The sequence below is a fragment of the Sulfitobacter sp. G5_S2_6_S6 genome (genome assembly GCF_054968505.1).
In genome coordinates this window covers 80473-104211 of the sequence record NZ_JBQKUI010000006.1, presented here as the reverse complement: position 1 = coordinate 104211, position 23739 = coordinate 80473, and the positions used below count along the sequence as shown (strand labels likewise).

The following is a 23739-nucleotide window of genomic DNA, read 5'->3' as shown; positions in this document are numbered from 1 at the left end:
GTGGTAAACTATCTCGCGGGCGTCAGCAACTCGGAGAATTCCGATCCAGGATCAAACTGCCGGACTCGCACTTACGTGAGTGTCCGCAGCGTATAGGCATACCCCCCGTCGTCAAGATATTCGGTTTCAGCGGCGGTGCTTCGCCGACCCAAGGCGTTGTTGCGATACGGAAATCTGCCGAATTGCCGGATCACCTTCCGATGTGCGCGCGCATGCCGAAGCGTCTCCTCGGCCTCGGGCATACGGTCAACGACCAGCCGAACGCAGTGATCCTGATCGGTCAGACTTTCTGAATGCATGAACGGAAGGTAAAAAAATTGCCGTTCAGGCGGCGCGATGAGCCTATCCCATTCGTTGCGCACAGCGGTTTGAGCCGCCCGCAAGGCCCGCAGATCCGTCGAAAACGCCGTCCCCTGCCCGCGAAACATATTGCGCGGAAACTGATCCGCCAGAATGAGATAGGCCAAAGTGCCTTTCGCATCGGTCAGCCAATGGTCCAACCGATGGGTCCCGATGAGCGACCAGGTGTCCAGAAACTGTGACCGGATCGCGGAATCGAGGTCATCATCCACCGCATACCATCCCGCAGGCCCAGTTTCCTCCAGCCAGAACCGACGTACGTCCTCAGGCGTTTTCATAGCCTTGCCTCCTTTGACCACAGAAAAGATTAAACTTTTCTAATTTCATTAGACACAAGATGTAACGAATTAGCAAAACGTCTAGGTCGGCTCCGCTTCGGCGGTTTGTTCGCTCTCGATCGCGTATTCCTGCGCCAGTTCGACCGCGACGGTCGTCGCAGCGGGGTAAATCGGGATGTAGTTACCCGTTTCATCCGCAGGAATGGCCGGACGCACCGTCGCGCGGTAGGACGCGTAGACCGCCAAAGCAAAGAACAGAACCGCCGTGAACAGGTAGAACCCGCCCGGCCCGAGCGCGGTGCCCATCATCCAGCCGGTGATCACCGGACCCAGAATAGCGCCCAACCCGTTAATAAAGATCATGCCGCCGGATGCCGCGGCCATATCCTCGGGTTCAAGGAAGTCGTTCGTGTGCGCAATAAGAAGAGAATACAATGGGTTAGACATGCCACCTACGACAAAGGCGGTCAGCAGCAACACGCTAAAGTTATGCCCCAGCAACATGCCGATGACAGACCCGATACCCCCAATGATGGAGGTGATAACGATCAAAAGGCGACGGTCCATCCGGTCCGAAACCCAGCCGATCGGGTATTGCAAAACCACCGAACCCACGAAAAATGTCGCAACGAAGATCGAAATCTGCGCCACGGTCAGCCCGGCTTCGGCACCGTAGACTGAGGCCATCCCGAACTGCGCCGAAAAGACCCCGCCCAACAAGAACATGCCGACACACCCCAAGGGCGAGAAGCCGGCCAATTCGCGCAAGCTCATCGGTTTGGTGGTGTCAAATGCGGGCGTCGGGCTGATCGACAGCAAAATTGGCGTCACCGCCACACTGACCAATACCGACGGAATAACGAACAGGACAAAGCCTGAAGGGTCCGCGGTGAGCAAAAGCGCTTGCGCAATAACGATGCCAAAGGTTTGCACGATCATATACAATGACAGCGCCTGCCCCCGGTTTTCGTTCGTCGCGGCGTTGTTGAGCCAGCTTTCTGCTGTCACGTAAACCGCAGAAAAACAAAAGCCGATCAACACGCGGCCCACGGACCAGACAGCGACGTTCGGGAAGGTCGGATACAAGATCATGACAGCCGAGATCATCGACGCCAGCGCCGCAAAGACCCGCACGTGACCGACGCGCCGGATCATACCCGGTGCCATACGCGAGCCGCCCAAAAAGCCCACGAAATATGCCGACATCACGATCGACATTTCGAAGGTCGAAAATGCCTCGATCCCGCCGCGAATCCCCAAGAGCGTACCTTGCATGCCGTTGCCCACCATCAGCAAACACATGCCCAACAAAAGCGCCCATGCGCTGCTCAGTACCTGAAACATCTTACGAATCCTTTAACGCGATCAGCCCCCTCCCTGACGGCGATCCCAAGAGGTGTCACCCCCCCGAACGACATTCAGGCGTTTATTTGCGTCTTTGGAAAGAGCAGCGACGCATCGCCATAGGAGAAAAACCGATAATTCGATTCAATCGCGTGATTGTAAATCTTTTGTATAGTTTTCTGCCCCATCAATGCCGAAACCAGCATCATAAGGGTCGACTTCGGAAGATGGAAATTCGTCATCAACGCGTCTGCGACATTGAATTCAAAACCGGGGGTAATGAAAATATCGGTATCCCCTTCCCAGGGTTGGATATTCCCGGACCGCGCAGCGGTCTCGACCAGCCGCAAGGCAGTGGTCCCAACGGGTATGACCCGCCCACCAGCAGCTTTGGTGGCGGAGATTTCGGCAGCTGCCTGCGCGCTCACCTGCCCCCACTCGCTGTGCATTTTATGGTCAGCAATGTCATCGACCTTCACAGGCAGAAACGTCCCCGCGCCCACATGCAAGGTGACGTGGCTAAAGCGCACCCCCATCTCGGCGAGCTGATCCAGAAGCGGCTGATCAAAGTGGAGCGACGCCGTAGGCGCGGCCACTGCGCCCGCATTCTTGGCAAAAACGGTTTGATAATCCGTCATGTCCTGCGCGTCTGCCGGACGCTTGCCCGCAATATAGGGCGGCAATGGCATCGCACCGGCATCATTCAGCGCGGCGTCAAAATCGTCGCCGCTGCAGTTGAACCGCAGTCGACCCTGCCCATCCTCGACGCCAACCAAACGGGCAGAAAGATCGGCGCTGAAGACGACCGTCTCGTCAATCTTGAGCTTTTTCAACGGCTTGATCAGCGCTGTCCAGTCCGCATCGCCCCGTGGCTCCAGCAAGGTTACTTCGATACGCGCCTGTACCGGACCCTGTGCGCTGTCCCGGTGGCGAAGCCCCGACAACCGCGCCGGAATGACCCTTGTGTCATTCAGCACCAGCCGATCCCCGGGACGCAACCAATCGCTCATATTGGCGACAGTCGTGTCAGTGATATGATCCCCCTGCGCAACGAGCATCTTGGCCGACGTACGGGGGACCGCAGGGCGCGTCGCGATCAAACGCTCGGGCAGTTCAAAATCGAAGTCACTGAGTTTCATACGCGCCCGTTAGCGCCCCTCAAAGCGTTGAGCAACAGGTTTTTGTGGCGCGGGGGTGGCAGCCCCCCCATCCTGAGCGGGCGTCGTGCGAGGGGCGCTGCGAAAAATATCCCGCATCGCACCGGGCACAAACCCCGACAGCGGGTTCACCGAGACAGACGGGTTCTGCACCGTCCCGCCGATAGAGTAGTTGAAGCCCAAAAGCCCCTCGCCCTTACGGGTCAGAAAACTGGCTATTCCGTTCAACATATATACAGGAGAGATCACACCCTGCAGCGCCATCTGGCCGGTGTCAGTGGCAAAAAACCCATCCATAGAAATCCCAAGCGACGCCCCCGTCGCGCTGGCTTGGGTCAGGTTGACGCGATTGGAAGACAGGCGGAAATCAGCTTCGACCGTGTCAAAATATATCCCGTCCCCGTTCAACTCGTTGATCAGGCCGACCACGGAGACTGCGTTCACCAGCGCTGCAATCGTCGGGGCGTCCTTGATACGAACGTCTTTAATCTCTGCATGACCGTCGAAAGCCCCGCCCGATCCGGCGGGTACCAGGGTCAACGAAAGCGCGCCGCCGTGGACTTGTTGTGCAATGTTGGCAGACCTCAAAACGTCACCAGCATCGGTTGCCGTCAATTGCACCGCGCTACGACCATCCTTGGGTACGACGCGACCAGAAACCGGCGCGCCCCCGTTCAAGGCTGCCGTGAACCGTCCATCAAGGCCACGCGCGACGTTAAATTCGCCCTGCATTCCTGTCAGGGCAATCTTATCCGTGACCTGCAACCTATCCAGCGACAGCAACATCGGCGGGCTCGCGACCCCGCTAGGCTTGCTTTTTCCGAGCTCCGCCGTGCGCAAATCAAGACGGCCGCCTTTCACGACCAGCTGCACCGGGCGACCTGCCCCCTGCCCGATCAGATCCACAGGCACATCCAGCCAGTTCCCAACCTGCAATCGGTGAAATTGCAATCTGTCCAACGCACCACTTGGGTGCAATGTGACATCTCCTTGCGCCGACAGCCCCGCGGCGCTGATCTTCAAGGTATCGACGTCTGGAACCGGCCCAAGCCGCCCCGATATCTCCAACGTGCCCGTCTGGGATCGCGCTTTGGTCCAGCCGATCTGTGGAACGGTGATGCGCAAACCCCGCAGATCCGATGTGACAGAAAAATCAGGGGGTTGGCCTTTAACCAGATCCATCGCGAACCACGCCCGCCCTTCACCTGCGATCGTATCAGGGGGCAGCGCGATCTTGAAAGTCTCGAGCGTTTTGGCGTTCAGCGCAATATCCGCCCTGACACTGCTCGCAGCGCCCGGCTTCCCGAAGGGTTGGGACCATTCGCCGTCAAAGGGAACGCCGTCCAGCTCGCCCTCGCCCTTGATCGTCAGGCCGCTGTTGGACGCGTTCAATGTCAGCTGGTCGGCGCGCAGCGCGCGATCTTTGACCAGACGGTCGCTTTGAAATTCCGCCAGCGTTCCGTTGATGTCGAAGATCGTCAGCTTCGGGTCAGAGCCTTTTTTCATCGGAAAGGACAAAGTGCCCGCCAACTGGGCCCGTGCATCGACGACGTCAACCGGCAGATTGGCCTTGTCCATCGCCTGCAACGGGGGCCGGTTCAACAGCGCCAGGACCGAGGTGATGTCCGCATCGGCGCGCAACCGAACGATGCCGGGCGGGCCGTCCTTGACCGTGACATCCGGCATGATGAACGAAGACCCATTTACCGACACAGGCGTCTCGTCGGGCGGTGTGATCACCCCGGTATCCACGCTGACAACAAAGCGGTTGCGCGAAAGGCTCGCATGACCGCTGCCGTCGGTGATATTCGGCATGGTGCGCAAAAATCGAACCTCGGCACCCTGAAAATCAAAGTCGAGGTATGCTTGCGGTGCCGCGCCCGGCTTCAAACGAAAGGCAAGGTCAACATCGCTCAACGCGCCGGCGTAGATATTTTCGTCCACCCACTTGCGGGTCTTTGGTTTGACGTTTTCTGGCCAAAGCTCAAGCAGGCGCGCTGGTTTCAACGCGTTCAACCCCGCATCCAGCGCAACTTGCCACCCCTGCGGCCCAGCCCGCAAATCCCCCGACAGGTTCAACGTCGTCCCCCCATCAACGATATCCATACGGCCGACGGACATGTGAAACGGGTTGAACGTGATTTTGGCATCCAGGTCGGCACCCTCAATCGAAACCGGGGCGTCATAAATATCGGCAGGGTCAGCCACCAGATCGCGCAGACGGACCTGTGCGACCAGTTCGCCAAGTTTGCCGCTGTCATCAATACCCAGGCTTGCGGCCCCCTCGATCCGGCCCGACACCCATTTGCTTTCGACCGAAAGCTCGTCAAAACGCAGCAGACGCTGATCTGGATCATAGCTGAAATAGCTGCGGGCCCCGTCAAAGGGGATCGGCGTAGCACGTTCATTAGGCTGAACCACCCCGGCCCCGATTTGCAGCGTCGCGTTCAGCGGCTCGAAGGTGCCGTCCTCGTCAAGGCTGCTGCGCACCGAACCGGAGATAGACGCGCGCAGCACTTTCAACCAAGCAAAGGCAGGGTTCTGCACCGCAATGTCACCCGCGCTCACGCCATCGAAATTCACGCCGAACTGCGACGCGGTATCGCCGATTTTGCTGCTGTAGTTGGCAGAAAGCGTGGCCACATCCGCCCCTCCACCCAAAACGGCGAGCTCGGCCGTCATCCGCAGGTTATCGCCTTCGCGGTCCAGCAACAGCCGCCCGCCATCCACCGTCCACATCCTGTCGGACTGCAGATCGGTGTAGCGCAAGGTCAGGGCGCGCAGCTCTATCGACCGCAGCCGCGACAGCGCCTTCGTCTCGAACACCGTATCAAGCTGGCCGATCAACTGCGGCATCGTGGCCGCCCGCCGCTCTGCCGGGGCAGTCCCGCTCGCCGCGCTCAGCGCGACGCGGCCATCCTTGTCGCGCCGCAGGTTGGCCACAACCCCGGACATGGCAATATCGCGCGGCTGCACATCGCCCGCCAGCAGGCCTTGAATGGAAAAACTGGCCCGCACTTCACGGAAGGCGGCAAAGCTAACCCCTTGGGGGTTGGTGATATTCACGTCGCGCAGCCGAACGCGCGGCCGCCACCCTTCGTCCACGATCAGCACCATCTCTCCAAAGCCGATCCGCGCAAGCGGCATATCTTTGGCAAACCGCTCTTCGATGCGCGTCTCGAGCCATTCCGGCACGACAATAGGGCTGCGGATCATATAGATGGCAACCCCTGCGATGGTGGCAACAATCAGCGAAATAACCAGCAGCGACCATTTGGTGGCTTGCCAAAGTCGTCTCCGCTTGGGGGTACGGGGGGCTGCGCGGGTGTTGGGCATGGGCGTCCGGTTTTTAGGGCGGCTTGGGGTTTAAGTTTCGCCAAGCCCGACTAGTATGACAGTGCAGACAACGGCTTCCAATACATAAGAAAGTGACCCATGCCAGAGATTTCCCAACCTGCACCAGACTTTACGCTTCCTGTGACGGGGGGTGGCGAAATTTCGCTCTCCGATCTGCGGGGCAAGGCTGTGGTTTTGTATTTCTACCCCCGTGACGACACGCCGGGCTGCACCAAGGAGGCCGTGGGGTTCTCCGAACATCTTGAAGCATTTGCCGACGCCGGTGCCGTGGTTTTTGGCGTGTCCCGTGACACGATGGCAAAACACGACCGTTTTGCGGCCAAACATGCCCTGACGGTTCCCCTACTGGCCGATATCGATGGGGCCGTGACCGAAGCCTATGGCGTCTGGGTCGAAAAGAATATGTACGGCAAAAAGTCCATGGGGATCGAACGCGCCACCTATCTGATTGATGCGAGCGGCAATATCGCCCGCATCTGGCGCAAGGTAAAAGTCGCCGGTCACGTGGAAGAGGTACTGGACGCGGTGCGCGCCCTATGATCGCGCTGGCCCAAATGGCGGAAAACGTGCTGCGCACTGCGGATGGCCGTGAAAAAACTGCGCTTTCTCACAAGTACGCGGCCGAGTGGCGGGCTGCCCGCGCCGCAGGCGAGGCACCGGAAATCGGCACGTCAAACCCGCCGTTGCGCCCCGCCCGCCCCGACAAGCCAGAACTTTTGTCGCCCCGCGATGTGCCCCACCGCAAGCCCGGATCGCCCGAAGGGCGCATCGCCTTGCTGCACGCCGTGGCCCATATCGAATTGAACGCGGTTGATCTGCACTGGGATATTATTGCGCGCTTTACCGATGTTAAAATGCCCACGGGATTTTACGATGATTGGGTCAGCGCCGCCGACGATGAATCCAAACATTTCAATCTGATGTGCGATTGTCTTGAAGCTTTGGGCAGCCACTACGGGGCCTTGCCCGCCCATGCTGGTATGTGGCGCGCTGCCGAGGATACGGTGGATGATTTCATGGGGCGTCTCGCCGTTGTGCCTATGGTGCTTGAGGCGCGCGGGCTCGATGTGACGCCCAATATGATTCAGGTGTTCAAAAGCGCCAAGGCCACGCAGGCCGTCGACGCGCTTGAGGTGATTTACGCCGAAGAGGTCGCGCATGTGGCCTATGGGTCAAAGTGGTTTCACTTCCTGTGCGGGCGCCACGAGCTTGACCCGAAAGAGGCGTTCCACGATCTGGTGCGCACCTACTTTCACGGTGTTCTCAAGCCCCCGTTCAACGAAGAGAAGCGGGCAGAGGCCGGGATTCCACCTGATTTTTACTGGCCGTTGACCGAGAGTGTTTAAAATATTCGCCCTTCAAACCGTTGAATCGGCAATTTATTGCCAAATTTGTCGTTAAACTTTCATTAACCGCCGGTGGGAAAGTCTGAAGGGTTGCCCGACGGACCCCCACTGGCTAAGCACGGCGGGTGACAATCAGCGCGCGGTGGGGGCCTTGCGTGCTGTGACAGGGACGGAACAAGGATACCACGCGTGCGGACAAGGTTTGCGATCAAAATTCATTCGGCGCTTGAACGGTTTTTCCCCGAACGCCGCGTTTTTCTGAAATCCGATACCGACACACGCTTTATCCGCCTGCGCCCCGTTACCCAGCTTTTCGTCTTCACCGGGGCCTCCTTGTTTGTGGCCTGGTCGATCGTCGCCACCGCGGTGATCCTGATGGACAGCATCGGGTCGGGCAATTTTCGTGAACAAGCCAAACGCGACCAACGTACCTATCAGGCCCGGTTGAGCGATCTTTCAGCGCAGCGCAATGGGCGCGCGGAAGAGGCCGTCGCCGCGCAGGAGCGGTTTAACGCCGCGCTGAAGCAGATTTCGGTCATGCAGTCCGAGCTGCTGCAATCCGAGACGCGCCGCCGCGAGCTTGAGACCGGCATCGAAGTCATTCAAAGCACCCTGCGCGACACGATGAAAGACCGCGAAGCTGCGCGCACCCAGGTCGCCGAACTGGAAGGGGCCGCCGCCGGCGAAGGTAAAGCGACACGCGCCGCCAACGGGTCCTCCGCCCCGATTTCCCTGCTGGCAGAGGCGCTTGAGCGTACCGCCGCCGAACGCGATCAAGTGGTGATTGATGCGCAAGACGCGCTGATCCAGGCGGATGAACTGAACCAGAAGCTGGCCTTGATGCGCGAACAGAACGACGCGATTTTCCGCCAGCTTGAAGAGGCGATGACCGTTTCTGTTGCCCCGCTTGATAAAATGTTCCGCAGCGCGGGCATGCCGACCGACCGGATGCTGGCCACAGTGCGCCGTGGTTATTCCGGTCAGGGTGGCCCGCTGATGCCGTTAAGCTTTTCCACACGGGGGGAGGCTCCTTCCCCCGACACCCTGCGCGCCAACCGTCTGCTTGGCCAGATGGACAAGCTGAACATGTACCGCATTGCCGCGCAACAAGCGCCCTTTGCGAACCCACTGAAATCCTCCTTCCGCTTCAGCAGCCCGTTCGGCTACCGCCGCGATCCCAAAACGGGGGGCCGCCGGATGCACAGCGGGACAGATTTCGCCGCCGGTATGGGCACGCCCATCCACTCCACCGCCGAAGGGGTTGTGACCCACGCGGGCTGGAGCTCTGGCTACGGGCGACTGGTTAAAATCCAACATGAATTCGGGGTCGAGACACGTTACGCACACATGTCTAAATTGCGCGTAAAAGTCGGCCAAAGGGTATCGCGCGGACAGCGGATAGGTGATATGGGAACATCAGGACGGTCTACTGGTGTCCACCTGCATTACGAAGTCCGTGTCGGTGGCAAGGCTGTAAATCCAATGATCTTTATCAAGGCTGCAAACGATGTTTTCTAAAAGCAAAATCAATGATCCCGCTCCTAAGTCCGACGCAGACACGTCCAGCACCGCTGCACCGTCATCCTCTGCACCGGCTGCGCCCAAGCAAAGCGAATTCAAGGCCAGCGCGCCCAAGGCAAAACCACCTGCCTCCGTGCTGTCCTCCGATCTGCACATCACCGGCAACTTGAAAACAACCGGCGACATCCAGGTTGAAGGCACCGTGGAAGGCGACATTCGCGCCCATCTGCTGACCATCGGCGAAACCGCGACCATCAAAGGCGAAGTGATCGCCGATGACGTTGTGATCAACGGCCGTATCGTGGGCCGCGTGCGCGGTCTGAAAGTCCGCCTGACATCGACCGCCCGCGTCGAAGGCGACATCATCCACAAGACCATCGCCATCGAATCCGGTGCGCATTTCGAAGGCTCCGTCCAACGTCAGGACGACCCGCTGAACCCCGGCGCGAAATCCGCCCCTGCGCAAAAGCCGAACCCCGCGTCCTGATCGGACAAGGGTGATGAATGTGAAAGGGCGTCGCACTGTTGCGACGCCCTTTTTCGTTGTGATATCAAAATCTTCGGTTGCGAAGTGCTGCGCGACCAAAGCGGGGCAAAGGCGCAAGCACCCCTGCCCTTCGCGATGATTATTCGGTCACCTTGACCTCGACCATACGGTCGGGCGTGCCGGTGACAGCACCGTTACCGCCGGTCCCGCGCTTGATCGCGTCCAGCACGTCCAGCCCTTCGGTGACTTTGCCCACAACGGTGTATTGCCCGTTCAGGAAGTGCCCCTGGTCAAACATGATAAAGAACTGCGAGTTCGCGGAATCCGGGCTCTGGCTGCGAGCCATGCCGACGACACCGCGGTCAAAGGGGATGTCCGAGAATTCGGCAGGCAGGTCAGGCAGGTCGGAACCGCCCATGCCCGCGCGGCCTGTGTCCCCACCAGCCTTGCCAAATTCAACGTCACCGGTCTGCGCCATGAACCCGTCGATCACGCGGTGAAATACCACGCCATCGTAGGCCCCTGCTTCGGCCAGCTCTTTCAGCCGTGCCACATGCGCGGGGGCCACATCTTCGGCCAGATCGATCTTGATGGTGCCTTGCGCTTCGCCATCCACGGTGATCGCCAGACCATCCGCAAAAGCCGCCCCTGCCATCACGGCAGAGGCAACGCCTGCTGCAATCAGATTACGCATCAGCGGCAACCTTGACGCTGATCATCCGATCAGGGTTCGCTGGCGGCTCGCCACGGGTGATCGCGTCGACATGCTCCATCCCCGAGATGACCTGACCGTAAACGGTGTACTGACCGTTCAAGAAGTCGTTGTCTTTGAAGTTGATGAAGAATTGGCTGTTTGCGCTATCGGGGTTGGCGGAACGCGCGGCACCGATGCTGCCACGAGCGTGCGGCACTTTGGAGAATTCGGCTGGCAGGTTCGGCATGTCCGACCCACCGGTCCCCGCGGCGCGCAGGTTGAAATTGTCTTCCATGTTGCCGTTGGCCACGTCGCCTGTCTGCGCCATGAACCCTTCGATCACGCGGTGAAAGGCCACGTTGTCGTATTTACCAGCGCGGGCCAGTTCCTTCATACGCTCTACGTGTTTGGGGGCCACATCAGGCAACAGCTGGATGGTGACAGTGCCGCCCTTCAGTTCCATCAGGATCGTGTTTTCGGGGTCTTTGATCTCGGCCATGCCGGTCTCCTTTAAGAATTTCGTTGGCAATTACCTAGGACGTGCAAGCGCAATTGCCAAGCGGGTCCATTGACCCTGACGGCAATAACGGCAAAACACGACGGGAATTGTGGTTTTACACGAGGGACAAGATGGGCTGGAAAGCATTGGATGACATGGACCTGCGCGGCAAGCGGGTTCTGGTGCGCGTGGATATCAACGTGCCGGTTGAAAACGGCAAGGTAACGGACGACACCCGCATCCAGCGGATCATCCCCACCCTGCGCGACATTCTGGAACAGGGTGGCACCCCTGTGTTGCTGGCGCATTTTGGCCGCCCCAAGGGCAAACGCGTGCAGGATCTGAGCCTGCGTGTCGTCCTCCCCGCGCTGGAGGATGCCTTGGGCCGCAAAGTCGTGCTGGCCGAAACGCTCGAGGCCGCCGAGGCGGGCACCGAAGAGATCAACGCCGCCGATGTATTGCTGCTCGAAAACATCCGTTTCTATCCGGGCGAGACCGAGAACGACCCCGATTTTGCCAAACGTCTGGCCGGTTTGGGCGACATCTATTGCAATGATGCTTTCTCTGCCGCGCACCGCGCCCATGCGTCGACCGAAGGGGTCGCGCGGCTCTTGCCCTCTTGTGCGGGCCGCTTGATGCAGGCCGAGCTTTCGGCGCTTGAAGCCGCGCTGGCCACTCCGAAACGCCCCGTCGGCGCGGTGGTGGGCGGTGCCAAAGTATCGACCAAGATCGAGCTGTTGGAAAACCTCGTGAACCGGCTGGATCTGTTGGTGATCGGGGGCGGCATGGCCAATACGTTTCTGGGCGCACAAGGCGCAGATCTGGGCAAGTCCCTGTCTGAACCCGAGTTTTACGACACCGCCAAGGATATTCTGGCACAGGCCGAAAAGGCCGGCTGCCGCGTCTTGCTGCCCGTAGATGGGCTTGTCGCGCGGGAATTCGCCGCCCATGCCGCGCATGAGGTCGCAGCCCTTGGGGCCGATACCGTACTGGCAGCGGACCAGATGGTACTGGACGCAGGCCCGAAGACGGTTGAACTGGTCAAAGACGCGTTTGACGGCCTGAAAACCCTGATCTGGAACGGCCCCATGGGCGCGTTCGAGATCGCCCCCTTCGACACCGCAACCGTCGCCGCGGCCAAGGCAGCGGCTGCGCTGACACGCGACGGCGCGCTGATCTCGGTGGCGGGCGGTGGCGACACCGTGGCCGCGTTGAACCAGGCAGGTGCGGCGGAGGATTTCACCTATATCTCCACCGCGGGCGGTGCCTTTCTCGAATGGATGGAAGGCAAGACCCTCCCCGGCGTCGCCGCGCTGGACGCCTGACCTTATCCCCCGCCAGTCGCGGCACAGCGATGCGACTGGCGGGAAAGATATGCGACATCCTTGCCCAACCCCCTAAAAAGATGAACATTTTCTTGCCAATCGCAAGACGGGGGATTCCCTTCGCGAATCACCTGTGTCATACTGGGAGAACGTCCACTAAGAGACGATTAAAGGCAGATACATGAACCGCAGCAGCAAACCCGCTTTTGGCACTCTCTTGTTTTTCGCGATCGCCTTCGCGCTGAGCCTCTATTTCGCTTTCGCGGCGATTCAGGGCAACTACGGCCTGTTCCGCCGCGCCGAGATCGTGGCCGAAACTCAGGATCTGCGGGTACAGCTTGCACAGGTGCAGATCGATGTGGCGCGGATGGAGAACCTGACCCATCGTCTGTCTGACGAATATCTTGATCTCGACCTGCTGGACGAACAGACCCGCAAGGTGCTGGGGATGATCCGCGCCGATGAAATCGTGATCCGCTGATACCCGCGCATCATCCGGCATAGTCCCCCGCAGCGTCATAAAAAATTCACGTCCCGCCAGCAGGGTATTGCGTGACCTGTAAATGCCTCTCGCCATCATTGCTCGAATCCGATAAGAGATAGTTTAACGCTAAACTATTTTGCGCGTGCGCGGGACAAACTACGGAGGAATTGCCCCATGGCTGCCCAGAAACCGACGAAAAAGACAAACGCCAGCGCCGAAGAGCTCAAGGCCTATTACCGCGATATGCTGCTGATCCGGCGGTTCGAGGAAAAAGCGGGCCAGCTCTACGGCATGGGGCTGATCGGTGGTTTTTGCCACCTTTATATCGGACAAGAAGCGGTGGTCGTCGGGCTTGAAGCCACGGCCAAGGACGGCGACAGCCGCATCACCACCTACCGCGACCACGGGCATATGCTGGCCTGCGGCATGAACCCCGACGGGGTGATGGCCGAACTCACCGGCCGCGAAGGCGGCTATTCCCGCGGTAAGGGCGGGTCTATGCATATGTTCTCTAAGGAAAAGAAATTCTACGGCGGCCACGGCATCGTGGGCGCGAACGTGCCCCTTGGCGCGGGCATCGCCTTTGCGGACAAGTATAAGGGCAACGACAACGTTACCTTTACCTATTTCGGGGATGGTGCCGCGAACCAGGGTCAGGTCTACGAGACGTTCAACATGGCCGCCCTGTGGAAACTGCCGGTGATTTTCATCATCGAAAACAACCAATACGCCATGGGCACCTCGCAGCAGCGCTCTACCTCCAGCGCTGAAATCTGGGAACGCGGCAAGGCTTTCGGCATCCCCGGCGAAGCGGTGGACGGCATGGATGTGCTGGCGGTCAAGGACGCGGGCGAACGCGCGGTGAAACACTGCCGCTCGGGCGACGGCCCCTATATTCTGGAAATCAAGACATACCGCTACCGCGGGCATTCCATGTCGGACCCGGCCAAATACCGGACCCGCGAAGAAGTGCAGAAAATGCGCGACGAACGCGACCCCATCGAACAGGTGCGCAACATCCTGCTGGAACATAAACACGCCAGCGAGGACGATCTGAAAGCGATCGACAAAGAGATTAAGGAAATCGTTAACGCAAGCGCGGAGTTTGCCAAAGAAAGCCCCGAACCCGCGGCGGAAGAGCTTTGGACAGATATCTACGCAACCGAAGTCCCACAGGAGGCTTGAACCATGGCAATCGAAATTCTCATGCCCGCACTGAGCCCCACAATGGAAGAAGGCACGCTTGCCAAATGGCTGGTCAAAGAGGGCGACACCGTGTCCTCGGGTGACATCATGGCCGAGATCGAAACCGACAAGGCCACGATGGAATTCGAAGCCGTCGACGAAGGCACCATCGGCAAGATCCTGATCGACGCCGGCACCGAAGGCGTCAAGGTTAACACCCCCATTGCCGTGCTGCTGGAAGAAGGCGAAGACGCCTCTGACATCGACAGCGCCTCCAGCGCCGCACCGGCGGAACAGACCAAAGCCGACGACAGCGACGACGCCAAATCCGACAAAGCGCCCGCCGCCGCCAAGCCCGACGCCGAGGCCCCGAAAGCCCCAGAAACCGACACCACCCCCGACTGGCCCGAAGGCACCAAGCTGAAACAGCAGACCGTACGCGAGGCCCTGCGCGACGCCATGGCCGAAGAAATGCGCCGTGACGATGACGTGTTCCTGATGGGCGAGGAAGTCGCCGAATACGAAGGCGCCTATAAAATTTCCCAAGGCTTGCTGGACGAATTCGGGGCCAAGCGGATCATCGACACGCCGATCACCGAACACGGGTTCGCCGGTATCGGTGTGGGTGCCGCCTTTGGCGGGCTGCGCCCCATCGTCGAATTCATGACCTGGAACTTTGCCATGCAGGCGATCGACCACATCCTGAACTCCGCCGCGAAAACGCTTTATATGTCCGGCGGTCAGATGGGCGCGCCAATGGTCTTCCGTGGGCCAAACGGTGCCGCTGCCCGCGTCGGCGCGCAGCACAGCCAGGATTACGCCGCGTGGTACATGCAGATCCCCGGCCTCAAGGTGGCGATGCCCTATTCTGCCTCCGATGCCAAAGGCTTGATGAAAACCGCGATCCGCGACCCCAACCCCGTCGTTTTCCTTGAAAATGAAATCATGTACGGCAAATCCTTCGATGTGCCCGATGTCGAGGATTATACCGTCCCCTTCGGCAAGGCCCGCATCTGGCGCGAGGGCACGGATGTCACGATCGTCAGCTTTGGCATCGGCATGACCTATGCGCTGGAAGCCGCTGAAAAGCTGGCCGAAGAAGGCATCGACGCCGAAGTCATCGACCTGCGCACCCTGCGCCCGATGGACACCGCCAGCATCATCAAGTCGGTGATGAAGACCAACCGCCTTGTCACCGTCGAAGAGGGCTGGCCACAAGGCTCCGTCGGGAACTACATCTCAAGCGTGATCATGCAGGAAGCCTTTGACTATCTGGATGCGCCGGTGATCAACTGCACCGGCAAAGATGTGCCCATGCCCTATGCCGCAAACCTCGAAAAACTGGCGCTTGTCACCACGGACGAGGTTATCGCGGCGGTCAAAAAAGTCACCTACAAGTAAGGAGCGGTTCACATGCCCATAGAAATCCTCATGCCCGCCCTCAGCCCCACGATGGAAGAAGGCACGCTGGCGAAATGGCTTGTCTCCGAAGGGGATAGCGTCTCCTCCGGGGATATCCTGTGCGAGATTGAAACCGACAAGGCGACGATGGAATTCGAAGCCGTCGACGAAGGCACAATCGGCAAGATCCTGATCGGTGACGGCAGCGAAGGCGTCAAGGTGAATACCCCCATCGCCGTGCTGCTGGAAGAGGGCGAAGAGGCGTCGGACATTGACAGCGCCTCTGCCCCGGCTGCCAAGGGCAGCGCCAAAGAAGATGCTCCCGACCAGGACGCGGCCCCTGAAAAAGGCTACGGCCGCGGCGAAAGCGACGCCAACGACACAAGCACATCCGTCCCCGCCGCGCCCAAGGGCAGTGACGGCAAACGGCTGTTTGTGACACCGCTGGCCCGTCGCATCGCGGCAGACAAAGGCGTGGACCTGACCGAACTCTCCGGCTCTGGCCCGCATGGTCGCATCATCAAAGCAGATGTGGAGGCAGCCTCCGCCGGTAGCGCCAAAGCCAAACCGGCCGAAAGCACGCAAACCGCCAGCGCCCCCGCGACCACAGCGGCCCCTGCTGCGGGCCCTTCCGCCGACGCCGTGATGAAAATCTACGAAGGCCGCGCGTTCGAGGAAATCTCCCTCAACGGCATGCGCAAGACCATCGCCGCGCGCCTGACCGAAGCCAAACAGTCGATCCCGCATTTCTACCTGCGCCGCGATATCGAACTCGACGCGCTGCTGAAGTTCCGCGGTGAGCTGAACAAACAACTCGAAGCCCGCGACGTGAAGCTGTCGGTCAATGACTTCATCATCAAGGCCTGTGCGCTGGCGCTGCAAACCGTATCTGACGCCAATGCCGTCTGGGCCGGTGATCGCATCCTCAAGCTCAAGCCCTCGGATGTGGCCGTCGCCGTGGCCATCGAGGGCGGCCTGTTCACGCCTGTGCTGAAAGACGCCGAGATGAAATCGCTCTCGACCCTCTCGGCCGAGATGAAAGACCTCGCCACCCGTGCACGCGACCGCAAGCTTGCGCCGCATGAATATCAGGGCGGCAGCTTCGCCATCTCGAACCTCGGCATGTTCGGGATCGACAACTTCGATGCGGTCATCAACCCACCCCATGGCGCGATTTTGGCCGTCGGTGCGGGCGTCAAGAAACCCGTCGTCGGCAAGGACGGGGAGCTCGCCATCGCCACGGTCATGTCCGTCACCCTCTCTGTCGATCACCGCGTCATCGACGGTGCCTTGGGCGCGCAGCTGCTCAGCGCCATCAAGGACAATCTCGAAAACCCCATGATGATGCTGGCGTAACCCCTCTTCCAAATGGGTCCAAATCCTCGGGGGTCCGGGGGCAGACAGCCCCCGGCCTCACAAAAAAAAGGCCGGCCCCTATGACGGGTCCGGCCTTTTCACATCTCGACTAAGGCGCGCGACCTCAATCCCCTAGCATTACATATTAATATCGCCTTGCGGCCCCAGCATGTGATCCATCAGGACCGACGGCTGATCACAGCCCGCCTCCCCCACGACCCGCGCAGGGATGCCCGCGACGGTCTTGCAGGGCGGCACGGATTCAAGCACGACAGACCCCGCCGCAATGCGCGAGCAATGCCCGATAGAAATATTACCCAACACTTTCGCCCCCGCGCCGATCAGCACGCCGTTGCCAATCTTCGGGTGACGGTCCTGCTCTTCCTTGCCCGTCCCGCCCAAAGTGACCGAGTGCAGCATCGACACGTTGTCGCCCACGACCGCGGTTTCGCCAATCACGACGGAATGGGCGTGGTCGATCATGATCCCCTTGCCGATCGTCGCGGCGGGGTGGATATCGACGCCAAAAATCTCGCTCACGCGCATCTGTACGAAATAGGCCAGATCCCGTTTACCTTGTTTCCACAGGTGATGGCCCACACGGTAGGCCTGCACGGCCTGATAGCCTTTGAAATACAGGATCGGTTGCAACAGCCGGTGGCAGGCAGGGTCACGCTCGTAAATCGCCACCAGATCGGCACGTGCCGCCTTGATCAGGTCGGGATCACTGGCAAAGGCCTCCTCCACCATCTCATGGACCACCATCATCGACATTTCGTTCGAGGCCAGCTTCGCCGCGATACGGTAGGATAGCGCTTTCTCGATGGATTTATGGTGCAGAATCGTGGCGTGGACAAAACCGCCAATCAGCGGCTCATCGCGGACAGCATTCTGTGCTTCCGTTTGGATCTGATCCCAAACCGGATCCACCGTGGCGATATTCGTGCGTGCATTTGCCATAAGACCATCCTTCTTTGTCCCCACGATATAGCAGGTTCCGCCCAAGTGCCAAACGCAAAGCCGAGGGGTTACACGCGCAGTTTATCACAAATTGATCTCGCCAAACAGCGCGGGCCCCGCCCCGTATAGCGCAGAAACCTGCGCAACACTGATCAACGCAGGCCCCACCGCCCCGTCACCTGCGCGCATTTGGGCGGTATAGGTCCAGCTTGCGCGGTCCACGAGCTCTTCGCGCAGGACAACACCGTTTTGCAGGATACGCAGCTGATATTGCTCGCTTTCCTCGGCCAGTGGCACATCGAACTCCGTCCACCCGTCGCCATTGATCCGCGTCCGGCGTATCCAGCTAAACCGCAACGCCCCCGCCTCTTCTGTTATTCGCAGGTGGCAGGGCCGATAGGGGCGCAGCCCGTTGCCGTCAAAGCTCTCGGTTTTTTGAACGTAACTTGGGTCGTTTAGCGGGCGGCCCGCAGGCCCGATGCGATAGGTCTGCGCGATCCGCAACAGGTTCGGGCTCAGCTCGATCTGGCGAGGGATTGAATTGAGCAGCACAAACTGCGATCCCGCTGGCCAGACATCCGGCATCACCCCATCCGACCCCGCTTGCCCGCGGAGCCGGTCGCGCAGAAGATAGGTTTGCGGGGCGATCAGATCGGCCCGCGCGAACTGGAACACCTCCCACCGGTCGGCAGAGCCGTCGCCGATAGCCGCCAGATTGGCTCCGCCCAGTAGATCGGCCTCATCAACACTCTCTAACACGCCGCTGGTCAGCATGACCTGCAGCGCCTGCCCGCGATCCACCACACCGGGGCGCGCATGGGCCATGTCGTTTTGCGTGACCCCCATTGTCGCGCGCAGGGGCATCAGAGTGTTCAACCTGAAATTCGTTTCCCCGCCAGAGGCATAGACCGCGACGTTGCCCGGCCATTGCCGTGCGGTGGCCGCAATATGCGGCGCATGGGGCACCTCGTCACCGCGCAGCAGCGGCAGGTCCAGAAACAGCGCGTTCACCGGTACGGGCGCGACAAAGGGTTTCAACGCGACCAATTCGTCATCGAAGGGCGCGGGGTCATAGACCTCGGGCTCGATCCGCACGGCGTCGATCAAAGACATCTCCCCCATCTCGACCCGATCCACGCGGTACAGCGCCTCCCCCTCGCCATCGTCTGGCGGCAAGGCAATCACATCACCCGCGCCGACATCCATCATCGACGGCGGCAAGGCCAGACGCACCCCTTCGCGTGCCACACGCGCCTCTGTCAGCCAGCGTTCAGCTGTCTGGTGCCCCTCCGCCCGAGTGAGCGCCATATTGAACTCTGACATCGCCACCGCATGGGTCGCGTCGTCAGGCAAGATCGCCTCTTCCGCGATCACCTCGTAATCCCCATCCGCCTGCACAAACCGCAAACGCAGACGCCCCGAAAGTTCTGCCTCTGCCTCACGGGACTGTTCCACCGGTGCCTCCAGATCACCCGAAACAGCCAACGTCTCTCTGTTCAGTGGCACGGCATCCAATCCGTCCCGCATGATGAAACGCAACACCCCGTCGCGTTCCACCGCATCAAAGCCATAGCGCAGCATCAACGGCTGCAACGCCGCGCGCGCATCGGCCACCTCGTCCACCACATAGCCGCGGACATAGCCATACAGCCCAGAGGTATCGAAATCGTTAACGCCAGCACGACGGCAGATCGCCGCCACGAGCTCTGACAAGGGCAGCGCCGCACTGCGGCCGTTCAGCCAATGCCCACGGGCGTAATTTCGACCATCGCTCCACAGCGCGCGATTATTGGGAAAGAAAGGATAGGGCCGCGTGTCCCAGGCCCAAACAAAGGCGCGGGTCATATCCACCATCGGCCCGCCATAGGCCGCCGAGATCGGATTATGCGCCGGATCCCGCCAATGATCCGCCACGGCACGCAGATATTGCATCTGCATCAACTCATCCCGCGCGCCCGATGAATAGCGCGGCAAACTGCTTTCAGAGCTTTTGAGGTCAAGAAACTTGTTCGGCTGGTTGGTCCCCTTGTCCACCGCCGCGCAGCCGTATTCCGTAAACCAGATGGGCTTGGACCCGGGCTGCCAGCCTGTCGGCTCCGCTGCGCGCACGCCGCCAATACGATTGTGGTGCAGGTTCTCCCACCAGCCGCGCAGGTCCTTGTAACGGTAAACCCAAGGCTCCCCATGGGTGCCATCGGTGATCGGCGTACGGAGTTGCGCCGCGCGCGCCTCGGGCGAATGGTAATACCAGTCAAACCCTTCGCCCCCCGCAACATTACTTGCCAGATAGTCCAACGCATAAATGCTGTCGCTATGCTGCGCGTCCAGATGATCTGTACCGTCGCGCCAATCGGACAGCGGCATATAATTGTCGATGCCGATGAAATCGATAGTGTCGTCGGCCCACAGCGGATCAAGGTGAAAGAATACATCGCCGCTGCCATCCTGCGGGTGATAGCCGAAATATTCGGACCAATCCGCAGCATAGCTGATCTTGGTGCCCGCGCCCAAAAGCAGCCGCGCCTCTGCGGCCAGCGCGCGAAACGCCTGCACCGCCACAAAGCTGTTCCCCGCCCCGCGGATCTGCGTCAGCCCGCGCATCTCGGTGCCGATGCAAAAGGCCTCTACCCCGCCTGCGGCTTTGCACAGGGCGGCATAATGCAGGATGAACCGCGACATCGACCATTCCTGTGGACCGGAATAGACCACCTGCCCGCCCGCAACGGTAAAATCCGCCGCCGTGACCGTGCCAAAGAACGCCGCTACCTCGTTATGCGCGCTCAGCGTCCCGTCAGAGCTGCCCGCCCGACCCGGCGCTTTCGCCAGCGTGATCCGCCCCCGCCAAGGCAGCTTGGGCTGGGCGCCGGCATCGCTATAGGGGTCGGGCAAGCCATTCCCTTCTAGCTGGTCCATCAGGATGAACGGGTAGAACATCACCGCCTTGCCCGTCGCCTGAATGGCATGAATCGCCTCAATCACCGCGGCATCTGCGGGGGTGCCACCATAGACCGGACGGTCGTCCTCGCGGGCGATCACCTCGGCGGTGCCGCGGGTCAGACCAGCCACCTGCCACGGCATGTTTTCGCCCTCGTCCTCGGCGCTTTCCACCTTGGGGCGCAGGCGGCATTCTCCGCAACGCAGATCATCGCCGAACCACGAGACGACCAGCGACGCGGCAGCCAGCTGCGGCAGGTCCTGCGTGGCGTCCTCAAGCGCGGCGGCGAAATCACTGCGCCCGTCGGGGGTAGAGACATTGGCGCTCCACCGGCCACCCTGTCCGTCGGTATAATGCACCGGAGTCGTCGCTAACGCGTATTCCCCTGTGCCGGGAATCAGCGCGACACCTTTGACCCCATGGGTGACACTGATGTCGGCGGCAGGCGCATCCGGTTCCTCTGCGCGCAGCACCTCGAAGGAAAACTGCGGCACTCGGTTGCCAAAGGGCCCCAGCCCGAGGTTCTCCATCACCACATAGGCCGTGCCACGATAGGCCGGCACCGCATCCGCCCCCTCGATCGCGGCAATCGTCGGGTCGGGCAGTTGATCGCGCGTCCCGCGATAAACCGCCATATTCAGCGCGTGGGCCGAGATTTCCTCCCCATCCGCCCAGATCCGGCCAATGCTGGTGATCTCCCCTTCGCACAGGGCGATGGCGAGGCTGACGCTATAGCTGTATTCCGTCGTCTGCGGGGTCGAGGGCGCGCCCTTGCCACCGCCGCCGCCCGTCACTGTCGTCGTCTCGGCGAAATCCGAGGCCCAGATCACCTGTCCCCCGACACGCATCCGGCCGTAGACCTGCGCAATCGCCGCGCCCTCGCCCGCCTGGGTCAGACGAAAGCGATCGACCTTGCCGGTCTCGACCGCCTGCGCCCCTTGCCCCAGCAGCCGCTGGTCGATCACACGGCCAAGGGTCGCCCCCACGGCACGCCCAATGGCGACCGAAGACAAGCCCGCCATTGTGCCCCCGACAGAGCCGCCAATCGCCGCACCTGCGGTTGAAAGAAGTATCGTCGCCATCAGATCGCCTCCGCCGGGAATTCAAAACGCGCCACAATGCGCCTGCGCCACGGCAGGCTCAGCGGGCTTTCCGTCACCCCATGCCCGCTGTAGCCGTGGATAAAGCTCGCCTGCGCGCCGACCTCTGCCGCCACGCCCAGATGTTTCGCCACCGCCCCGCTGCGCATCCGGAACAGCAGCACGTCGCCGGGGGCCTCATCGATCAGGACCTTGGGCGAGAGGTGACGCAGCGCAGCACGCCAAAGCTGCTCGTCCCCCTGTGGTTCTGACCAGTCCATTGAATAGGAAGGGATCGCCTCCGGCTCCTCCCCCACCACCTCGCGCCAGATACCGCGCAACAGGCCAAGGCAGTCACAGCCCGCCCCCTTGCGCGCCGCCTGATGCACGTAGGGCGTACCGATCCATCCCCGCGCCGCAGCCACCACGGCGGTCCCGCGCGCGCTCATCTCAGCGACCCGCCGGTATTGCTGCCCGAGGATTTCGGCACCGCCATCATCCAATCCGCGCTCGGTACATCAGGAAAGCCCTGAAAGTTCAGCAGGTTGTTGAACTTCAGCCGACAGGTGGTGTGGCGTTTGTCGCAGCCTGCCACCAGTCTCAGCCGTTGCCCGGCGGTGATTGTACCGCGGATCGGCTCCCAGAGCTCGACCTCGCGCCCCCCCTCCAGCACCCGGTCGTGTTTGATCACACCCCAAAGCCCCGCCGCAGGGCCGTCCAGCACCTCAAGCCGCCCCCGCGCGAACCATGCGTCGTCAAACCCGTTGATCCCCTCCCAACGGAACACCCGCCCGTCCTCGTTCTCCTGCGTCGCGAGTGTCACGGCATAGCCCGCCGTCGCCAGATCAAACCCGCAGGCCGCATCCCCCAGCACCGCGGTGCAGGGCTTCTGAAACACCCGCCCCAAGGGCCGGTTCAACGCCTCGGTCAACCCGCGCAGTTCTGCGCGAAAGGCACCGCCCGCGCGCTGCATCTCGCCAATCGTGCCGCGAAAGATCATGCAGCGGGCGGTCACATCGGCCCAGTTCACCCGCCAGCAGCACACCTCCGCCCCGTCAAAGCGCCCCTGCTCGATCTCGTCCTCGCGGATCGCGTCATCGCTCAGCGCGCCCAGCGCCTCTGTGTTATCCACCGACAACCCCGTGCTCTGCGCCAAGGCCCGCGCACTCAGCCCGCTATCCGCACGAAACGCCAACCCGTCAAAGCCGAGCGGCTGATCATGGTCGGTAAACGCCAGCGTCACCCCGTCCCGCCGCCGGATTGCCCACGCCGTGCACAGCGTCGTCAGACCCCTGCGCGCATGCGCCAACACCGCGTCTTTGCCCGCCCCGCTCATACCCGCACCTCGATCACAGGCACATCCGGCACCTGCCCCGCCTGAAAGCTGGCAACGCTGACCAGAATGCGATCCGTGTCAAAGCGGACAGGCACGTCGAATTCGAACCCCGCCGACACCTGCATTTCGGGGTCCGGCGCATGGGCGAAACGGATGACGCCCGTACTCAGGTCAACCTCATAGTCGCACCCCTCTTGCAGGGCGTCCTGCTCTATCCCCACGCGCACGGTTCCGGCAACCGGCTTGGTGATCGGCCTGACGTAGCTATGTCCACCCGAGCTATAGGTCTTGACCAGTTGATAGTCCGTCCGCACACCATCCCCGAAACCAAGGCTCTGATCCTCGAACGTGACCCAGACCGAAGAGGCACAGGATTTGAAATCCGCCCAATCCTTCCAGCGAAACCCGTACATCTGCCCCATACGCGCCTCGAAGAACCCCGTGAGCGCTTGGACATCGTCGATAGAGCGCATGCCCAGCCCCGCATCATACACACGGCGTGAATGGGCCCAGGGGGTGTTGCGCTCCTCATACCCGTTGGCGAGCGTCACCACATCGGTACGGCGTTGCGGCCCCCCAAGGGATCCAAAGCTCAGGCTAGGTGGAAATCTGACATCATGAAAATTCATCGGCTT

The 23739-nt window shown here is 60.9% G+C and carries 20 protein-coding genes; 9 read left to right on the top strand and 11 right to left on the bottom strand.

The window, feature by feature from the left end; genetic code table 11:
- Window positions 1-71 precede the first annotated feature (71 nt).
- The 4 genes from ACTRWK_RS11830 to ACTRWK_RS11815 all read right to left on the bottom strand — a co-directional run bounded on the left by ACTRWK_RS11830 (window position 72) and on the right by ACTRWK_RS11815 (window position 6475).
- Window positions 72-638 carry a DUF924 family protein gene (locus tag ACTRWK_RS11830; RefSeq protein WP_289081774.1) on the bottom strand — a complete coding sequence of 189 codons (567 nt, stop codon included), beginning with the start codon at window positions 636-638 and terminating at the stop codon, window positions 72-74.
- Between the two features lie 81 nt (window positions 639-719).
- Window positions 720-1982, bottom strand: coding sequence for an MFS transporter (locus ACTRWK_RS11825; RefSeq protein ID WP_005852959.1), 1263 nt, complete (start codon window positions 1980-1982; stop codon window positions 720-722).
- A gap of 74 nt (window positions 1983-2056) precedes the next feature.
- Complete coding sequence (queA, locus tag ACTRWK_RS11820; RefSeq protein WP_462843940.1) at window positions 2057-3121, bottom strand: tRNA preQ1(34) S-adenosylmethionine ribosyltransferase-isomerase QueA; 1065 nt, start codon at window positions 3119-3121, stop codon at window positions 2057-2059.
- 9 nt (window positions 3122-3130) lie between these two features.
- On the bottom strand, window positions 3131-6475 hold the full coding sequence (locus ACTRWK_RS11815) for a YhdP family protein (RefSeq protein WP_462843939.1): 3345 nt from the start codon (window positions 6473-6475) through the stop codon (window positions 3131-3133).
- A 99-nt stretch (window positions 6476-6574) separates the two neighbouring features.
- On the opposite strand from ACTRWK_RS11815, the gene ACTRWK_RS11810 reads away from it, so the two are divergent.
- From ACTRWK_RS11810 to ACTRWK_RS11795, 4 genes are all read left to right on the top strand, one after another.
- Complete coding sequence (locus ACTRWK_RS11810) at window positions 6575-7036, top strand: peroxiredoxin (protein WP_005852954.1); 462 nt, start codon at window positions 6575-6577, stop codon at window positions 7034-7036.
- Window positions 7033-7842, top strand: coding sequence for a ferritin-like domain-containing protein (locus tag ACTRWK_RS11805; protein ID WP_289081770.1), 810 nt, complete (start codon window positions 7033-7035; stop codon window positions 7840-7842). The genes ACTRWK_RS11810 and ACTRWK_RS11805 overlap by 4 nt, the downstream gene beginning before the upstream one ends.
- Before the next feature lie 189 nt (window positions 7843-8031).
- Window positions 8032-9360 carry a M23 family metallopeptidase gene (locus ACTRWK_RS11800; protein WP_289081769.1) on the top strand — a complete coding sequence of 443 codons (1329 nt, stop codon included), beginning with the start codon at window positions 8032-8034 and terminating at the stop codon, window positions 9358-9360.
- Window positions 9350-9850, top strand: a complete 501-nt coding sequence (locus ACTRWK_RS11795; protein ID WP_005852949.1) for a bactofilin family protein — start codon at window positions 9350-9352, stop codon at window positions 9848-9850. Before ACTRWK_RS11800 ends, ACTRWK_RS11795 begins: the two co-directional genes overlap by 11 nt.
- A gap of 139 nt (window positions 9851-9989) precedes the next feature.
- On the opposite strand, the gene ACTRWK_RS11790 is transcribed toward ACTRWK_RS11795, so the two are convergent.
- Window positions 9990-10544: a peptidylprolyl isomerase gene (locus ACTRWK_RS11790; protein ID WP_064216830.1), complete on the bottom strand. Its 555-nt coding sequence runs from the start codon at window positions 10542-10544 to the stop codon at window positions 9990-9992.
- Entirely contained in the window at window positions 10537-11043 is a 507-nt protein-coding gene (locus tag ACTRWK_RS11785; RefSeq protein ID WP_009826761.1) for a peptidylprolyl isomerase, read from the bottom strand. The genes ACTRWK_RS11790 and ACTRWK_RS11785 overlap by 8 nt, the downstream gene beginning before the upstream one ends.
- A gap of 131 nt (window positions 11044-11174) precedes the next feature.
- On the opposite strand from ACTRWK_RS11785, the gene ACTRWK_RS11780 reads away from it, so the two are divergent.
- The 5 genes from ACTRWK_RS11780 to ACTRWK_RS11760 all read left to right on the top strand — a co-directional run bounded on the left by ACTRWK_RS11780 (window position 11175) and on the right by ACTRWK_RS11760 (window position 16794).
- Window positions 11175-12368, top strand: coding sequence for a phosphoglycerate kinase (locus ACTRWK_RS11780; protein ID WP_289081768.1), 1194 nt, complete (start codon window positions 11175-11177; stop codon window positions 12366-12368).
- Between the two features lie 181 nt (window positions 12369-12549).
- A complete protein-coding gene (locus ACTRWK_RS11775) occupies window positions 12550-12849 on the top strand; it encodes an FtsB family cell division protein (RefSeq protein WP_037962694.1) in 300 nt (99 codons plus the stop codon).
- 177 nt (window positions 12850-13026) lie between these two features.
- Window positions 13027-14037 (top strand): pyruvate dehydrogenase (acetyl-transferring) E1 component subunit alpha, encoded by a 1011-nt coding sequence (pdhA, locus tag ACTRWK_RS11770; protein ID WP_005852939.1) that lies wholly within the window; start codon window positions 13027-13029, stop codon window positions 14035-14037.
- Window positions 14038-14040: 3 nt separating this feature from the next.
- Window positions 14041-15438 (top strand): pyruvate dehydrogenase complex E1 component subunit beta, encoded by a 1398-nt coding sequence (locus ACTRWK_RS11765; protein WP_168592229.1) that lies wholly within the window; start codon window positions 14041-14043, stop codon window positions 15436-15438.
- A gap of 12 nt (window positions 15439-15450) precedes the next feature.
- On the top strand, window positions 15451-16794 hold the full coding sequence (locus ACTRWK_RS11760) for a pyruvate dehydrogenase complex dihydrolipoamide acetyltransferase (RefSeq protein WP_289081767.1): 1344 nt from the start codon (window positions 15451-15453) through the stop codon (window positions 16792-16794).
- Window positions 16795-16932: 138 nt separating this feature from the next.
- Here ACTRWK_RS11760 and cysE read toward each other — a convergent pair whose 3' ends face one another.
- From cysE to ACTRWK_RS11735, 5 genes are all read right to left on the bottom strand, one after another.
- Window positions 16933-17754: a serine O-acetyltransferase gene (gene cysE / locus ACTRWK_RS11755; RefSeq protein WP_005852922.1), complete on the bottom strand. Its 822-nt coding sequence runs from the start codon at window positions 17752-17754 to the stop codon at window positions 16933-16935.
- A gap of 84 nt (window positions 17755-17838) precedes the next feature.
- Window positions 17839-21771 carry a baseplate multidomain protein megatron gene (locus ACTRWK_RS11750; RefSeq protein ID WP_462843938.1) on the bottom strand — a complete coding sequence of 1311 codons (3933 nt, stop codon included), beginning with the start codon at window positions 21769-21771 and terminating at the stop codon, window positions 17839-17841.
- The gene (locus ACTRWK_RS11745; RefSeq protein WP_243250005.1) at window positions 21771-22217 is read right to left on the bottom strand and encodes a C40 family peptidase; all 447 of its coding nucleotides are present in this window, start codon (window positions 22215-22217) and stop codon (window positions 21771-21773) included. The genes ACTRWK_RS11750 and ACTRWK_RS11745 overlap by 1 nt, the downstream gene beginning before the upstream one ends.
- Window positions 22214-23104 (bottom strand): DUF2163 domain-containing protein, encoded by an 891-nt coding sequence (locus ACTRWK_RS11740; RefSeq protein WP_289081765.1) that lies wholly within the window; start codon window positions 23102-23104, stop codon window positions 22214-22216. Before ACTRWK_RS11740 ends, ACTRWK_RS11745 begins: the two co-directional genes overlap by 4 nt.
- On the bottom strand, window positions 23101-23733 hold the full coding sequence (locus tag ACTRWK_RS11735; RefSeq protein WP_462843937.1) for a phage distal tail protein, Rcc01695 family: 633 nt from the start codon (window positions 23731-23733) through the stop codon (window positions 23101-23103). Before ACTRWK_RS11735 ends, ACTRWK_RS11740 begins: the two co-directional genes overlap by 4 nt.
- Between the last annotated feature and the right edge of the window lie 6 nt (window positions 23734-23739).

What these genes read in the sequence shown, in the direction of transcription:
- ACTRWK_RS11830 (WP_289081774.1), bottom strand. Translation starts at nt 638, where the DNA reads ATGAAAACGCCTGAGGACGTACGTCGGTTCTGGCTGGAGGAAACTGGG.
- ACTRWK_RS11825 (WP_005852959.1), bottom strand. Translation starts at nt 1,982, where the DNA reads ATGTTTCAGGTACTGAGCAGCGCATGGGCGCTTTTGTTGGGCATGTGT.
- queA (WP_462843940.1), bottom strand. Translation starts at nt 3,121, where the DNA reads ATGAAACTCAGTGACTTCGATTTTGAACTGCCCGAGCGTTTGATCGCG.
- ACTRWK_RS11815 (WP_462843939.1), bottom strand. Translation starts at nt 6,475, where the DNA reads ATGCCCAACACCCGCGCAGCCCCCCGTACCCCCAAGCGGAGACGACTT.
- ACTRWK_RS11810 (WP_005852954.1), top strand. Translation starts at nt 6,575, where the DNA reads ATGCCAGAGATTTCCCAACCTGCACCAGACTTTACGCTTCCTGTGACG.
- ACTRWK_RS11805 (WP_289081770.1), top strand. Translation starts at nt 7,033, where the DNA reads ATGATCGCGCTGGCCCAAATGGCGGAAAACGTGCTGCGCACTGCGGAT.
- ACTRWK_RS11795 (WP_005852949.1), top strand. Translation starts at nt 9,350, where the DNA reads ATGTTTTCTAAAAGCAAAATCAATGATCCCGCTCCTAAGTCCGACGCA.
- ACTRWK_RS11790 (WP_064216830.1), bottom strand. Translation starts at nt 10,544, where the DNA reads ATGCGTAATCTGATTGCAGCAGGCGTTGCCTCTGCCGTGATGGCAGGG.
- ACTRWK_RS11785 (WP_009826761.1), bottom strand. Translation starts at nt 11,043, where the DNA reads ATGGCCGAGATCAAAGACCCCGAAAACACGATCCTGATGGAACTGAAG.
- ACTRWK_RS11780 (WP_289081768.1), top strand. Translation starts at nt 11,175, where the DNA reads ATGGGCTGGAAAGCATTGGATGACATGGACCTGCGCGGCAAGCGGGTT.
- ACTRWK_RS11775 (WP_037962694.1), top strand. Translation starts at nt 12,550, where the DNA reads ATGAACCGCAGCAGCAAACCCGCTTTTGGCACTCTCTTGTTTTTCGCG.
- pdhA (WP_005852939.1), top strand. Translation starts at nt 13,027, where the DNA reads ATGGCTGCCCAGAAACCGACGAAAAAGACAAACGCCAGCGCCGAAGAG.
- ACTRWK_RS11765 (WP_168592229.1), top strand. Translation starts at nt 14,041, where the DNA reads ATGGCAATCGAAATTCTCATGCCCGCACTGAGCCCCACAATGGAAGAA.
- ACTRWK_RS11760 (WP_289081767.1), top strand. Translation starts at nt 15,451, where the DNA reads ATGCCCATAGAAATCCTCATGCCCGCCCTCAGCCCCACGATGGAAGAA.
- cysE (WP_005852922.1), bottom strand. Translation starts at nt 17,754, where the DNA reads ATGGCAAATGCACGCACGAATATCGCCACGGTGGATCCGGTTTGGGAT.
- ACTRWK_RS11750 (WP_462843938.1), bottom strand. Translation starts at nt 21,771, where the DNA reads ATGGCGACGATACTTCTTTCAACCGCAGGTGCGGCGATTGGCGGCTCT.
- ACTRWK_RS11745 (WP_243250005.1), bottom strand. Translation starts at nt 22,217, where the DNA reads ATGAGCGCGCGCGGGACCGCCGTGGTGGCTGCGGCGCGGGGATGGATC.
- ACTRWK_RS11740 (WP_289081765.1), bottom strand. Translation starts at nt 23,104, where the DNA reads ATGAGCGGGGCGGGCAAAGACGCGGTGTTGGCGCATGCGCGCAGGGGT.
- ACTRWK_RS11735 (WP_462843937.1), bottom strand. Translation starts at nt 23,733, where the DNA reads ATGAATTTTCATGATGTCAGATTTCCACCTAGCCTGAGCTTTGGATCC.